The following is a 12,680-nucleotide window of genomic DNA, read 5'->3' on the forward strand; positions in this document are numbered from 1 at the left end:
AGTCGCCTGCGCATCAGGATAGGCCGCGCGAGCGTGGTCCCGTCAAGGAAAAGCGCCGCGGCAGGGGTGGTGGCGCCCTGCCGCGACGGCCGGGATCAGGCCGGGACCGAGGACAGGGGCGCGCCGACGAAGCGCCCTGCCCCCTCGGCCGGCAGGCCCGCGTGGCGGCTGGCCCAGACCCCCAGGGCGTCGGCGACGGCGAGATCGGGCAGGCTGCTGCGGCGGGTGGTCAGGTCGGTGTGCAGCAGCATGGTCTCGACCGTCGCGGCCAGCGCCTCACCGCGCCATAGCCTGTGAAACAGGTGCAGCCGCTTGTCCTGCCCGGCCAGCACCTGGGTCGTGATGGTCAAGGTCTGGCCTGCCCGGACTTCATCCAGATAGCGGACATGGCTTTCCACCGTGAAATAGCTGCGGCCCTGGGCGATATAGTCCGGGCCGGCGCCGATCAGTTCCATGAAGCGATCGGTCGCCAGCGACGCCGCCTCGAGGTAATGGGTTTCATTCATGTGGCCGTTGTAGTCGGTCCAGCTGGTCGGCACCTGCCGCGCGGCGGTGACGGGCAGGCCGTCCCGCTCCGACGGCTCGGGCAAGGCTGCCTCATGCGCGCGCACGACGCCGCCCGCCCCGCTGCCGGTGCGGCGAAGGGCGCGGATCATGCCGACGATATTGTCGTCGCGCAACCGCTCCAACTCGCGGATCGACCGATGGCCCGATTGCGCGTCGGACTGGCTGGCAATCAGGTCCACCAGTTCGTCGTTGAATTCGGGCACATCGGTCAGCTTGGTCCAGGGCCAGGCAAGAGCGGGGCCGAACTGGGCCATGAAATGCTTCATCCCGGCTTCGCCGCCGGCAATGCGATAAGTCTCGAACAGGCCCATCTGCGCCCAGCGGATGCCAAAGCCCATGCGGATCGATTCGTCGATCTCCTCGGTGGTGGCGATGCCGTCCTTGACCAGCCACAGCGCTTCGCGCCAGACGGCTTCCAGCAGGCGATCGGCGATATGGGCGTCGATTTCCTTGCGGACCGTCAGGGGAAACATGCCGATGCCGCGCAGGATCTGCGCCGCCCGGGTGCACGTCGTCGCATCGCCCACCAGTTCGACCAGCGGCAGCAGATAGACCGGGTTGAAGGGATGGGCCACGATGGCCCTGCCGCCGCCGGCGTTCAGTTCGGACGGCTTGAAGCCCGAGGTGGAGCTGCCGATGATCGCATCCCCGGCAGCTGCCGCGATGGCGGGCAGGATCCGATGCTTCAGCGCCAGGGTTTCGGGGACGCTTTCCTGCACCCAGTCGGCGCCAGCGACCGCCTCGGCCAGATCGGCGTGAAAGGTCAGGCGCCCTTCGGGTGGCAAGGCCCGGTCGTAAAGCGCGGGCAGCGCGCGGCGGGCGTTTTCCAGCACCTCGGTGATCTTGCGTTCGGCCTGAGGATCGGGGTCATGGACCGCAACGTCCCAGCCGTTCAGCAGGAACCGGGCGGCCCAGCCGCCCCCGATGACGCCGCCCCCGATGATCGCCGCGCGGCTCATGCCGTCACCCCCTGCGGCGCGCGCTTGACCAGGCCCAGTCGGTCGCGCACGGCCTGCGGGCCGACGACTCGCGCGCCCATGTTTTCGATGATGGTCACGGCGCGTTCGACCAGCTGCGCGTTGGTGGCCAGTTCACCCTTTCCAAGCCACAGGTTGTCCTCCAGACCGACGCGCACATTGCCGCCGGCCAGAACCGCGGCGGCCACGTAGGGCATCTGGTCGCGACCCAGGCTGAAGGCGGACCAGCACCAGTCCGAAGGCACCGCATTCACCATCGCCATGAAGGTATTCAGGTCGTTGGGCGCGCCCCAGGGAACGCCCATGCACAGTTGCACCAGTGCCGGGCCAGCCAGCGTGCCCTCGGCCACCAGCTGCTTGGCAAACCACAGGTGACCCGTGTCGAAGGCCTCGATCTCGGGCTTGACGCCCAAGGCCGTCATCATGCCCCCCATCGCCCGCAGCATGCCAGGGGTGTTGGTCATCACATAATCGGCCTCGGCAAAGTTCATGGTCCCGCAATCGAGGGTGCAGATCTCGGGCAGGCATTCGGCGACATGCGCGATGCGTTCCGTCGCCCCCACCATGTCGGTGCCGACGGGATTGATCGGAAAGGGCGCCTCGGTCGAACCGAAGACGATGTCCCCGCCCATGCCGGCAGTCAGGTTCAGGACCACGTCGACCTCGGCATCGCGGATGCGGTCGGTCACTTCGCGATAGTGGTCAAGCTTGCGCGAGGGCGCGCCGGTGTCGGGGTCGCGGACATGGCAATGGACGACGGCAGCCCCGGCCTTGGCCGCGGCAATCGCACTGTCGGCAATCTGCCGCGGGCTGCGTGGCACATGCGGCGACCGGTCCTGGGTCACCCCTGATCCGGTGACGGCACAGGTGATGAAGACTTCGCGATTCATGGCAAGAGGCATGGCAATCTCCGGTTGGGCCATGTTCATGCTAAAGGGTTGCGGTGCGTGTCCAATGTCCTATTCTGACGCGAGATTGTCCGAACAGGCCCGTCTTTCATGCATGTCGCTTTTCTGCTGTTCGACGGCTTTTCCAACATGGTCTTGTCCTGCCTGCTGGAACCGTTGCGCGCTGTCCGCGACCAGTCGGCACAGGATATCAGTTGGCGGGTGCTGACCCCGGACGACCAGCCTGTGCGTTCGTCGAGCGGACTGACGATTGCGCCGGACATGAACTGCGCGGACACAGGGCCGCTGGACATTCTGGCCGTCGTTGCCGGATACGGCTTTCGCGATCATGCCTTGGGATCGGGCCCCCGGCGCATCGCCGCTCTCGCCCGGCAGGCACGGGTGCTGGTCGGGGCCGATGCGGGTGCCTGGCTGATCGCCGCCGCGGGACTTTTCGATGGCCAGCAGCGGGCCACTCTGCACTGGTCCTTGCTGGCAGATTTCGCGGAAACCTTTCCACATGTTTCGGTCGCCTCGGATCGCCACATCAAGGAAGGACGGATCTGGACCTGCGGCGGCGCGGCAAGCGCGCTGGATTTGACGCTTGCCATCATCAGAGAGCGCTTCGGGCCAGGGCATGCCTTCACCGCCTCGGCAATGTTCCTGCATGATGCAGGGCCCCAGGACTCCCCCCAGGGACCGCTGCCGCTTCCTGGATCGACGCGGTTGCGGCAGGTCGTGACCCTTATGGCTTCGACGATTGAACATCCCTTGCCCCTGGATCAGGTGGCAGCGCAGGCAGGAATTTCACTGCGCAAGCTGGACCGGATTTTTCGCGACGAATTGGGACTGGCGCCGGGGCGGTACTACCAGATGCTGCGCTTGTCTCATGCCCGAGAACTGGCGGCAGCGACCGATTTCGATCTGCGCGAGATCGCGCTTCGCGCCGGTTATGCTGATGCGTCCTCGCTAAGCAAGGCCTTCCGCCGTGCCTACGGCAAGCCGGTCCGCCAGGCAATGCGGCGGAAATGACTGCGGCGTTCCCAAAATGTTCTTAATTGCCAGTTGGCAATTACCGAGGCCTATAGCTGCGCAAGAAATCGTCCAGAGCCTGTCCAAGCTCTTCTCGGGACATCTCCTGTGGAAACTCCAGACGAATCTTGCCGCCGCGTCGTGACACCGAAACGCCCTCGCTTGCCTGAGAAGCACCCGCCGCCATCTCTGTGCCATAGGCCGCGGCTTTGAGGCGAGCAAGCACCTTGGGGACGGGCACATAACCACCCTGCCCCTTCCGGGCTCGGTCCTGTTCCGCAGCGATAGCCTTGGCCTCGGCCAGCACCTTGTCCTCGGCATCGTTCAGAAGCGGCCGCACACTGCGGGCATGCAGTTCCTTGATCTCGGTGATCTGGGGCCAAGCCTCGACAATGACGGGGGGCAACCGGGCGAGATATAGATAGCGCGAGAGCCAGGCTTCCGAGACTTCCAGCCGGGCCGCCATCGACTTTTGCTTACCCCCGTAATACAGATCAAGCGCACTCAGATAGTCGCGGGCGCGCTCATAATCGCTCAGGTCGGCACGGTCGCGGTTCTCGATATCGGCCAGCCGGAAGGCTTCCTCATCCGTCAGATCGCGCACTTCGATCAGGTAGCGGAACTGGGGATAGTTGTTTGCCCGCAGCCACGAGATCGCGAAATGGCGACGGGCGCCGCAGATGACCTCGTATTCCGCGCCCTGCCCCGCGGGCAATCGGCGGACGATGGCAGGAAACTCCTGCTGGCCCTGTGCCCGAATGCTGTCGATCAGATCGCGGCAATTTTCCTCGCTTAGAAGCTCATAGGCCCGGTTATGACGAGCCCACATGACACAGCTTGCGGGGTCCACCCAGCGCAGGACCTTTTCCTCGCGTTCGCCGGTATCGGACAGCGCATTCTGCCGCTTCAGAAAGCGCGCGCCACCCCGATCCGGCGCAGCGGGCGCGGACAGATCCTTCAGCACGTCGTTGAAAATCGCATCGTGACGCTTGCTCACAGCAGGCCCTCCTTGCGCAGCAGACGGTGATGGCTGGGCCAGGTCTTGCGGGCCAGCAGTTCGACTTCACGCCCGACCGCGTCCAGATAGGCGCGACAGCGCTTGTGGGTTTCGGTGCGGGTCGCCGGACCCGTCAGTTCATAAACCGTCATCAGGTTGGCCGAGGCATTGTCGATCTCGGCCGAATCCTTCAGCGAAGCCTGCAGCATGTCCTGGGGAAAGACTGCATCCATCATGCGCTTGATGGCCTGATGGGCCGATTTCTGGTCGTTCATCTTGGACGTCAGGATCTTGACGAAGCTGTACTCGCGTGCACCGCCGTGCCGAGCAAGCTCGGCCAGGGTGGACTCCATCATCTTGAGGAAATGCGCAGTGGAGGCAAAGTCGATGTTGTTCGGAGGCGCCGGTATCAGCAACGCATTGGCCGCTCGCAGCACGGACAATGACAGCATGCCCAAGGCCGGCGGTGGGTCCAGCAGAATGATGTCGAACTGGTCCGCAATCGTTTCCACGCCCTCACGCAGACGATCCAGGATGAAGGTCGGATCCCGAGCCATACGGGCGGCGAACTCATACTCCGCATCGTAAAGACCAAGGTTCGCGGGAATCAGGGCAATCCCGGGCCAGTAAGTTGCGCGAAGGGCATAGTGCAACGACTTCGGACCGCCGTGACGGAGGAACGGGTATAGCGTGTCTTCCTCTTCGTCGACGTCGACATCCGGATTCAACCCGAAAACGGCCGTGGTCGAAGCCTGCGAGTCGCAATCGATGACACAGACCCGGTACCCTCGCAGGGCAAAATATTGCGCCAGGTGGACCACAAGCGTCGATTTGCCGACACCACCCTTGAAGTTCTGAACCGCCGTGACAAGCGGCGGATCCTCGGGCGCGCGGTGGGGCAGGGTGCCGAACACCTCTCGCATCCTGTTGACATCGGCCAGGGTATAGCCATTGCGCCTGTTGGTGGTGGCATCCTTGACCGGTTCGGGGAGGCGGCCTGAAGTTTCGGCGTCGCGAATGGCCTTCTCGGTGCGCCCGACCATTTCGGCTGCTGTCCGCACATTGAACAGAAGGTCGAGTTCTTTGCGCGTGCCGGGGGCGAATACCCGTTCTCGCAACCGTTCGATCACAGTAGAGGCACGTTGGCTGAGGACGGCGAGTTCCTCGAGGGTGACAGGGGGGACCGCTGAGTTCATGAAGAATGACCGCTCTGTTTTGGCGTACTATGTCGGAGCACAGGGCTCGGGTAAAGTTCCAACTTTCCCACCTTCCCCCTGAGGAAAGCGAACTTGGCTTCTTATGGCGCCCCAGACCGATAGTTGCTCGTGATCGAGGACAGATCAGCGATAGGTCGTCCCATTTTGTAAGCCTTGTGCCAAACCTGGCTCGGAAGCCTTCCTTCCCTTGTTGATAACATACGACAACCCTTTGTTCAGATTCGTTGATTCATGATTCGGTGGAGTTACTTGTCTGATGCAAAAGAGAAAATATCGCCATGTCTTACTCTTTGGGAGGGGAGCCGTTACATCTTGGGATGGAAAGGCTTACGACTCGGGTGCCTTGCTCTTACGAGTCGGGAGAGCGGCAATCGCTTACACTTCGGGTTTGCCCCTACCCGGTGTCTCTGGTTCACAATTTCCTCATTTAAAACAATCGTATGATCTCCCTGCTTGGTACTTTCCAGGTGCGGTGACTTACTTTTCGGGTGATAACCTCATCCAGACCGGGATCGAATGTTGAAATATTACCCGATGTCCAATACAAAAGTAAGAATAGAGGGGTATGGGACATGGCAGAAGCGATGCGAACGGTCGAGGCGCGTCCGAACGCCGACAGCCTGATCAAGCCGGGTGAGTTGGTTGACCTGATCGAGGTCACGCCGCTGACGCTGAACGACCGGCGCATCTATAATCAGCTTCTGGAAAATGCCTGGGACGCCATCGACAAACCCGTCACCCATCTCATTGCGAAATCGTCGCTGCGCGGCAGCCACAATTCGAACGATCGCGTGGGTGAAAGTCTTGAGCGGTTGATGTCGGCCATCGTCAAGGTGGCGGTGATCTGGGATGGCGAGCCTGCCATCGAGCGTGTCCAGTTGCTGGGCGGAAACCTGGAGAGTTCGCGCGGCGACGGCTTGCTGGAATATGAAATCCCGGCGCGCCTGCGCAAGATCATCCGCAACAGCCAGGTCTTTGCCCGGTTGCAGCGCGAGGTGATGTTTGCCCTGTCATCGAAATACGCACTGACGCTTTACGAGATGGTGCAGAAACGCGGCAACCTGCGTTGGAAGGCCTCCGAACGATTTACCCTGGATGGCCTGCGCGGGATCATGGGTGTCCCGAAAGGTAAGCTATCATCATGGTCGAACCTCAAGCTGCGCGCGATCGATCCCGCGGTTGCCGAGGTCAATGCCCTCTCGGATTACATGGTCGAGATTTTGCCGTTCAAGACCGGGCGGGCTGTCACCCATGTAGAAATGCGCTGGTGGCGGAAGGATGGCGATGCGGGTGGGGCTGCGGACCGTGCCCTGCAATTCTCCAAGATCGGTCGCCGCGCGCGCGCCGAAGGTCGGGTGGAACAGGTCACCCCGGTACCCGTCCCGCGCCCGCGTCCGGCATGGCTGGAAGGTCGAGGCGCGGCGTTGCAGACCGCGACCTATGAAACGGCACGGCTGCGGCATCCGGGCTACGACATCTATTTCGTCGAAAGCGAATGGCGCAACTGGACCGCGGGCAAGGAGCCGGCCCGAGACCCGGATCGCGCGTTTCTGGCCTTCTTTCGAAGCTACGCGGAGAAGAATCCGTTGTGATTGCCAATTGGCAATCTCCACAAGGAATCATTTGTATCAGAAGATATGCACTTGTAATCTGACCATGGGAGAGGACGCGGCAGTGGCCGAATAAAGGCGGCGCCGCAACAGGATAGGGGGACGGGCATGGCGCAAAGCCTGCAGGGCAAGGTGGCCCTTGTCACCGGGGCGGCGTCGGGAATCGGTCTTGCGACGACTCGCGCCCTGATAGGGCAGGGGGTGCGAGTTGTCATGGCGGACCGCGATGGCGCTGCGCTGGACAGACTGGCTGGCGAGCTGGGAGAGGCCGCCACGCCGCAGGTGACCGACCTGCTGGATGCCGACAGCTGCGATGCGATGGTGCCAGAGGCGCTGGCGAAAGCTGGTCGCATCGACATCCTGCATTGCAACGCTGGCACCTATATCGGCGGGGATCTGACGGAAACCGACGCCGCAACCATCGACCGGATGCTGAATCTGAACGTCAACGCGGTGATGAAGAATGTCCATGCCGTCATCCCTCACATGACGGAACAGGGCGGCGGCGACATCATCGTCACCTGTTCGGTCGCTGGCCATTTCCCCGTGCCATGGGAGCCGGTTTATTCTGCCTCGAAATGGGCGATCACCTGCTTTGTCCAGACCATGCGGCGGCAGTTGAACAAGAAAGGCATCCGTGTGGGCCAGGTTTCGCCGGGTCCCGTCATCAGCGCGCTTCTGGCCGACTGGCCCGAGGAGAACCTGCGCAAGGCCAAGGAGTCTGGCAGCCTGATCGAGCCGGACGAGGTGTCCGAGGCGATCCTCTTCATGCTGACGCGGCCGCGCAACGTGACCGTTCGGGACGTGATCGTCCTGCCGACGAATTTCGACATATAGAGGCTGCGGATGAACGGGCTGACGGTCCTTGTGACGGGTGCCGCGGGCGGTATCGGGCGGGCGCTGTGCGAGACATTCGCGGCCGAAGGTGCGCGGCTCGCCTTGGTGGACGTGCAGGACGCTACAAGTTTCGCCGCCTCGCTTGGTCCCGACCATCGCGCGTGGCAACTGGACCTGGCCGATCCCGAGGCCATCGCCGGAACCGTCCCTCGGATCGGCGAGGCGATGGGCATCGACGTACTGGTGAACAACGCCGGTCTGGGCATTGTCTTTCCGGCCGAGCAGACGCGCATCCAGGACTTCGACGCGACCATCGCCATCAACCTGCGCGCGCCCTGGCTGATGGCTGCGGCGGCGCTGCCCTGGTTGAAACACTCGGGGCGGGGCAGGGTGATCAACATCTCGTCCCAAGCCGGGGTCATCGCGATCGACGAACATCTGGCCTATGGTGCCAGCAAAGCGGGGCTGAACCTTGTGACGAAGGTCCTGGCGGTGGAATGGGCGCGGTTCGGCATCACCGTGAACGCGATTGCGCCGACCGTGGTGGAAACCCCGATGGCGCTGGTGGGCTGGGCCGGCGAAAAGGGCGAAAGGGCCAAGGCCGAGATCCCTGTCGGCCGCTTCGCCCAGCCGGCCGAAATTGCGGCCGCTGCGCGATACCTCGCCTCGGATCAGGCGGGAATCGTGAACGGCGCGGTTCTGATGGCGGATGGCGGGTTCAGCATCCGCTGAGCAGCGCGTCCCGCATCCTCGTCAGGTCCTTAAGCACCTCCGCCGCGCCGGCCTTGCGCAGGCGGGCGGCGTGGTCCTCCCGCATCCCGGCCAAATGGCTGCCGCCGACAAAGCCCACCGCGCGCATGCCTGCGGCGCGGGCGCCGGCGATGCCGTGCGGGCTGTCCTCCATCACCGCGCAGCGGGACGGATCGATACCCAGGTTCCGGGCCGCGAACAGGAACAGGTCGGGCGCAGGCTTGCCCTGGCGCACCTGATCGGCGCTGAAGGCACGGCCGGTGAAATACCGCTCCAGCCCCGACACGCGCAGCGTCACCTCCAGCCGGCGCAGCGATCCGCCCGTGGCAATGGCCATGCCGATGCCTTGCGCCTGCAAGGCGTCCAGCAATGCCGTCGCCCCCGGAATCAGCCGCAATTCGGTATCATAGCGGGCCAGCAGCCGATCCTCGAACCGCCGGGGAAAATCGGGCAGAACGGCGCGGCGGGTAAAGCGTGTGATATGGTCGACGACCGATTGGATCGAGACGCCCAGGAACCGTTTGCGCAGCTCCTCGGCCGAGGTCGGCGCGCCTTCGGCCGCCATTTCCTCGCCCAGGACCTCCAGGGCCATCGGCTCGCTGTCGACCAGGCACCCGTCGAGATCGAAAATGACGGCCCGGATCATCAGACTCGCCGCTGGGTTTCGCGGTCGAACAGGTGGACGCGGGCGGGGTCGATGACAAAGCCGATGCGCGACCCCGGTTCTGCCCGGATGCGGTCCTTGACCACCGCATCGATCAGATCCTCGCCGACCCGGGCGAAGATCTGGGTCTCGGACCCCGTGGGTTCGGTCACGACGACCGCGACGGGAATGCCGTCGTCGGCGATGCCGATATGTTCTGGCCGGATGCCATAGGTGACGGCGTGGCCGTCGGGCAGGTCCGTCGCGGGCAGGGGCAGCGGCAGGCCGCTGTCGGTCAGGAACACCCGCCGTCCATCCCTGGTCCCAATCCGCCCGTGCAGGAAATTCATCGCCGGGCTGCCGATGAAGCCTGCAACGAAAACGCTTTCGGGTCGGTCGTACAGGTCCAGCGGCGCGCCGATCTGTTCGACGCGGCCGTCGCGCATGACCACGATCTTGTCGGCCATGGTCATCGCCTCGATCTGGTCGTGGGTGACATAGACGATGGTGGTCTTCAGACGGTTGTGCAGCTCCTTGATTTCGACCCGCATGGTGACGCGCAGCTTCGCGTCAAGGTTCGACAGCGGCTCGTCGAACAGGAACACCTGCGGGTCGCGCACGATGGCGCGGCCCATGGCGACGCGCTGGCGCTGGCCGCCCGACAGCTGCTTGGGATAGCGGTCCAGAAGATGCGCCAGATCCAGGATGCCCGCAGCCTGCCGCACCTTCTGGTCGATTTCGGCCCTGGGGCGCTTGGCCATCTTCAGCGGGAAGCCGATGTTTTCGGCAACCGTCTTGTGCGGGTAAAGCGCATAGGACTGGAACACCATCGAGATATCGCGCTCCTTGGGCGGCACGTCATTGACCACCCGGTTGCCGATGGAAATCGTGCCTTCGCTGATCTCCTCTAGCCCGGCCAGCATCCGCAGCAGGGTGGACTTGCCGCAGCCCGAGGGGCCGACCAGCACGACGAATTCCCCATCCTCGATATCGACGCTGACGCCGTGCATGACCTGCACCGCGCCATAGCGCTTGAATACCTTGTCGATCTTGACGTTTGCCATGGTGTTATCCTTGCTGCGGCAGGACGATCTGCATCTTGACATCCCCCGGCGGCGCCGAGGCGGCGATGCGGAACGCCTGCACGCTGTCCTTGAAGTCGAAGGTGCGGGTAATCAGCGGCTTCACGTCGATGGCACCCGAGGCGATCATGGCGACGCAGCGCGGGAAGGCGTGGGCATAGCGAAAGATGTTTTCCACCCGCGCCTCGCGCACCATGGCCGCGCCCGCGTCATAGGCGATGGGATCGGGCTGGCCGCCGATCATCACCACGCAGCCGCCGGGCGCGAGCGGCGCGAAGACCCCCGCCGCCGCGCGGGGCGAGCCGGTCGCCTCGAAGACGATCTCGGCGCCCCAGCCGTCCGTGTCGGCCAGGACGCGGCGGGGCAGGTCCTCAACCTCGGCGTTGATCGGGATGATGGCGGGCGACAGGGCCGCCGCGATCTCAAGCTTGGGTTGGGCGATATCGCTGACAAAGACCCGTGCGCAGCCCCCGGCCAAGGCAGAGAGCGCCGTGACAAGGCCGATGGGCCCGGCGCCCAGGACGACCGCCGTATCGCCCGGACGAATGCGCGCCTTGGTCGCCGCATGGATGCCCACGGCCAGGGGCTCGACCATCGCGGCCTCGGCAAATGACACGGTGTCGGGCAGCTTGAAGGTAAAGGCCTCGGGGTGCACGCAGGTCGGGCGCAGGATGCCGTGGACCGGCGGCGTGGCCCAGAACCGCACCGCGGGGTCGATGTTGTACATCCCCAGCCGGGTGGCGCGGCTGTTCGGGTCGGGGATTCCCGGCTCCATGCAGACGCGGTCGCCGGGCTTCAGCGTGGTGACTTCGGGCCCGGTCTCGATCACCGTACCGGACGCCTCGTGGCCCAGGATCATCGGTGCCTTGACCACGAAGGGTCCGATCCGGCCGTGGGTATAGTAATGCACATCCGACCCGCAGATCCCCACCGTATGCAGGCGGATGCGCACGTCGCGGGGGCCCAGGCGCTCCTCGGCCTGGTCGATGGCGGGGAAATCGCGCAGCGAAAGTTCGTCCTTGCGTTCCAGGACCAGGGCTTCCATCGGCTACCCCCTGCGGATGATGACGACGGCCAGCACCACCGAGATCGCGACGCAGATCCAGATGGACAGGCCCAGCGGTTCCAGAAAGCGCAGCCACAGCAGCGACAGCGCGACCCACAGCACCACGCTGATGAACAGCCGGTCGAACCAGTTCGTTTCGATGGGCAGAAAGCCCGGACGCTTGTCGGCCATGATCTATCCTTTCACCGCGCCAAAGGTCAGGCCGGCCACGATATGGCGCTGGACCAGGGCAAAGACGATCAGCGCCGGGATCAGCGTAAAGACCGAGATGGCGGCCATGATCCCCCAGTTGGTGCCGGTCGTGGTGACATATTCCGACAGGCCCGTGGTCAGGGTGCGCGCGTTGAAGTTGGTCAGCGTGGCCGCCAGCAGATATTCGTTCCAGGCGAACACCCAGGTCAGGATCAGCGTGACGGCCAGGCCCGGACGCGCCAGCGGAAACACCACCTCGCCGATGACGCGCCAGGGGCTGGCGCCGTCGACATAGGCGGCCTCGTCCAGCTCCTTCGGAATGCCGTCCAGCGTGGGGCGCAGGGTCCAGATCGCGAAGGGCAGGTTGAAGGTGCAATAGACCAGGATCATCCCGATCCGCGTATCCGTCAGGCTGAAATCGCCGATCCGATAGACCTGGGTCATCAGCAGGAACAGCGGCAGCAGGAACACCGCGGGCGGCGCCATCCGGTTGGTGATGGTCCAGAAGAAGATGCTTTCCTTGCCGCCCAGGTCGAACCGCGTCAGCGCATAGCAGGCCAGGAACCCCAGCGTCGTGCACAGCACAGCATTGCCGGACGAGATGATCAGCGAGTTCAGCATATAGCCGCGCAGCGTGCTGTTGTTCAGCACATCCGCATAGTTCTTCCAGTACAGGTCCGTCAGCCAGAGCGAGGGGGTCGAGAACAGCTCGACCGCGGGTTTCACCGAAATGACGAACAGCCAGTAGATCGGGAACAGCGTCAGAAAGCTCAGCAGCGTCCAGAACAGGACGGCAAGCCAGGGGTTTCCCTTGCGGCGCATC

General features: G+C 64.1%; 13 protein-coding genes. 4 read left to right on the plus strand and 9 right to left on the minus strand.

Going from position 1 to position 12,680, the window contains the following annotated elements:
• Window positions 1-95: 95 nt before the first annotated feature.
• On the minus strand, window positions 96-1,526 hold the full coding sequence (locus BU28_RS0106520; protein WP_028718758.1) for a carnitine 3-dehydrogenase: 1,431 nt from the start codon (window positions 1,524-1,526) through the stop codon (window positions 96-98).
• On the minus strand, window positions 1,523-2,446 hold the full coding sequence (gene bcoG / locus BU28_RS0106525; RefSeq protein WP_028718759.1) for a 3-dehydrocarnitine:acetyl-CoA trimethylamine transferase BcoG: 924 nt from the start codon (window positions 2,444-2,446) through the stop codon (window positions 1,523-1,525). Before bcoG ends, BU28_RS0106520 begins: the two co-directional genes overlap by 4 nt.
• A gap of 96 nt (window positions 2,447-2,542) precedes the next feature.
• On the opposite strand from bcoG, the gene BU28_RS0106530 reads away from it, so the two are divergent.
• Window positions 2,543-3,463 carry a GlxA family transcriptional regulator gene (locus BU28_RS0106530; protein ID WP_028718760.1) on the plus strand — a complete coding sequence of 307 codons (921 nt, stop codon included), beginning with the start codon at window positions 2,543-2,545 and terminating at the stop codon, window positions 3,461-3,463.
• Between the two features lie 40 nt (window positions 3,464-3,503).
• On the opposite strand, the gene BU28_RS0106535 is transcribed toward BU28_RS0106530, so the two are convergent.
• Together BU28_RS0106535 and BU28_RS0106540 are read right to left on the minus strand one after the other, a co-directional pair.
• Complete coding sequence (locus BU28_RS0106535) at window positions 3,504-4,460, minus strand: ParB/RepB/Spo0J family partition protein (protein WP_028718761.1); 957 nt, start codon at window positions 4,458-4,460, stop codon at window positions 3,504-3,506.
• Entirely contained in the window at window positions 4,457-5,656 is a 1,200-nt protein-coding gene (locus BU28_RS0106540; protein ID WP_028718762.1) for an AAA family ATPase, read from the minus strand. Before BU28_RS0106540 ends, BU28_RS0106535 begins: the two co-directional genes overlap by 4 nt.
• Before the next feature lie 593 nt (window positions 5,657-6,249).
• Between BU28_RS0106540 and BU28_RS0106545 the strand changes: the two genes are divergently transcribed.
• From BU28_RS0106545 to BU28_RS0106555, 3 genes are all read left to right on the plus strand, one after another.
• A complete protein-coding gene (locus BU28_RS0106545) occupies window positions 6,250-7,269 on the plus strand; it encodes a replication initiation protein (protein WP_028718763.1) in 1,020 nt (339 codons plus the stop codon).
• Between the two features lie 126 nt (window positions 7,270-7,395).
• Window positions 7,396-8,124: an SDR family oxidoreductase gene (locus BU28_RS0106550; protein ID WP_028718764.1), complete on the plus strand. Its 729-nt coding sequence runs from the start codon at window positions 7,396-7,398 to the stop codon at window positions 8,122-8,124.
• A 9-nt stretch (window positions 8,125-8,133) separates the two neighbouring features.
• Complete coding sequence (locus BU28_RS0106555) at window positions 8,134-8,856, plus strand: SDR family oxidoreductase (protein ID WP_036762183.1); 723 nt, start codon at window positions 8,134-8,136, stop codon at window positions 8,854-8,856.
• Here BU28_RS0106555 and BU28_RS0106560 read toward each other — a convergent pair.
• From BU28_RS0106560 to BU28_RS0106580, 5 genes are read right to left on the minus strand one after another with little or no spacing between them, the layout of a single operon-like run.
• On the minus strand, window positions 8,843-9,520 hold the full coding sequence (locus tag BU28_RS0106560) for an HAD family hydrolase (RefSeq protein WP_036762185.1): 678 nt from the start codon (window positions 9,518-9,520) through the stop codon (window positions 8,843-8,845). The genes BU28_RS0106555 and BU28_RS0106560 overlap by 14 nt on opposite strands.
• Entirely contained in the window at window positions 9,520-10,581 is a 1,062-nt protein-coding gene (locus BU28_RS0106565; protein ID WP_028718767.1) for an ABC transporter ATP-binding protein, read from the minus strand. Before BU28_RS0106565 ends, BU28_RS0106560 begins: the two co-directional genes overlap by 1 nt.
• 4 nt (window positions 10,582-10,585) lie before the next feature.
• Window positions 10,586-11,644 carry an NAD(P)-dependent alcohol dehydrogenase gene (locus tag BU28_RS0106570; protein ID WP_028718768.1) on the minus strand — a complete coding sequence of 353 codons (1,059 nt, stop codon included), beginning with the start codon at window positions 11,642-11,644 and terminating at the stop codon, window positions 10,586-10,588.
• Window positions 11,645-11,647: 3 nt separating this feature from the next.
• Window positions 11,648-11,836 carry a DUF2160 family membrane protein gene (locus tag BU28_RS0106575; RefSeq protein WP_028718769.1) on the minus strand — a complete coding sequence of 63 codons (189 nt, stop codon included), beginning with the start codon at window positions 11,834-11,836 and terminating at the stop codon, window positions 11,648-11,650.
• 3 nt (window positions 11,837-11,839) lie between these two features.
• The gene (locus tag BU28_RS0106580; protein WP_028718770.1) at window positions 11,840-12,679 is read right to left on the minus strand and encodes a carbohydrate ABC transporter permease; all 840 of its coding nucleotides are present in this window, start codon (window positions 12,677-12,679) and stop codon (window positions 11,840-11,842) included.
• Window position 12,680: the final 1 nt, after the last annotated feature.

Source organism: Paracoccus yeei ATCC BAA-599 (assembly GCF_000622145.1).
GTDB classification, from domain to species: domain Bacteria; phylum Pseudomonadota; class Alphaproteobacteria; order Rhodobacterales; family Rhodobacteraceae; genus Paracoccus; species Paracoccus yeei.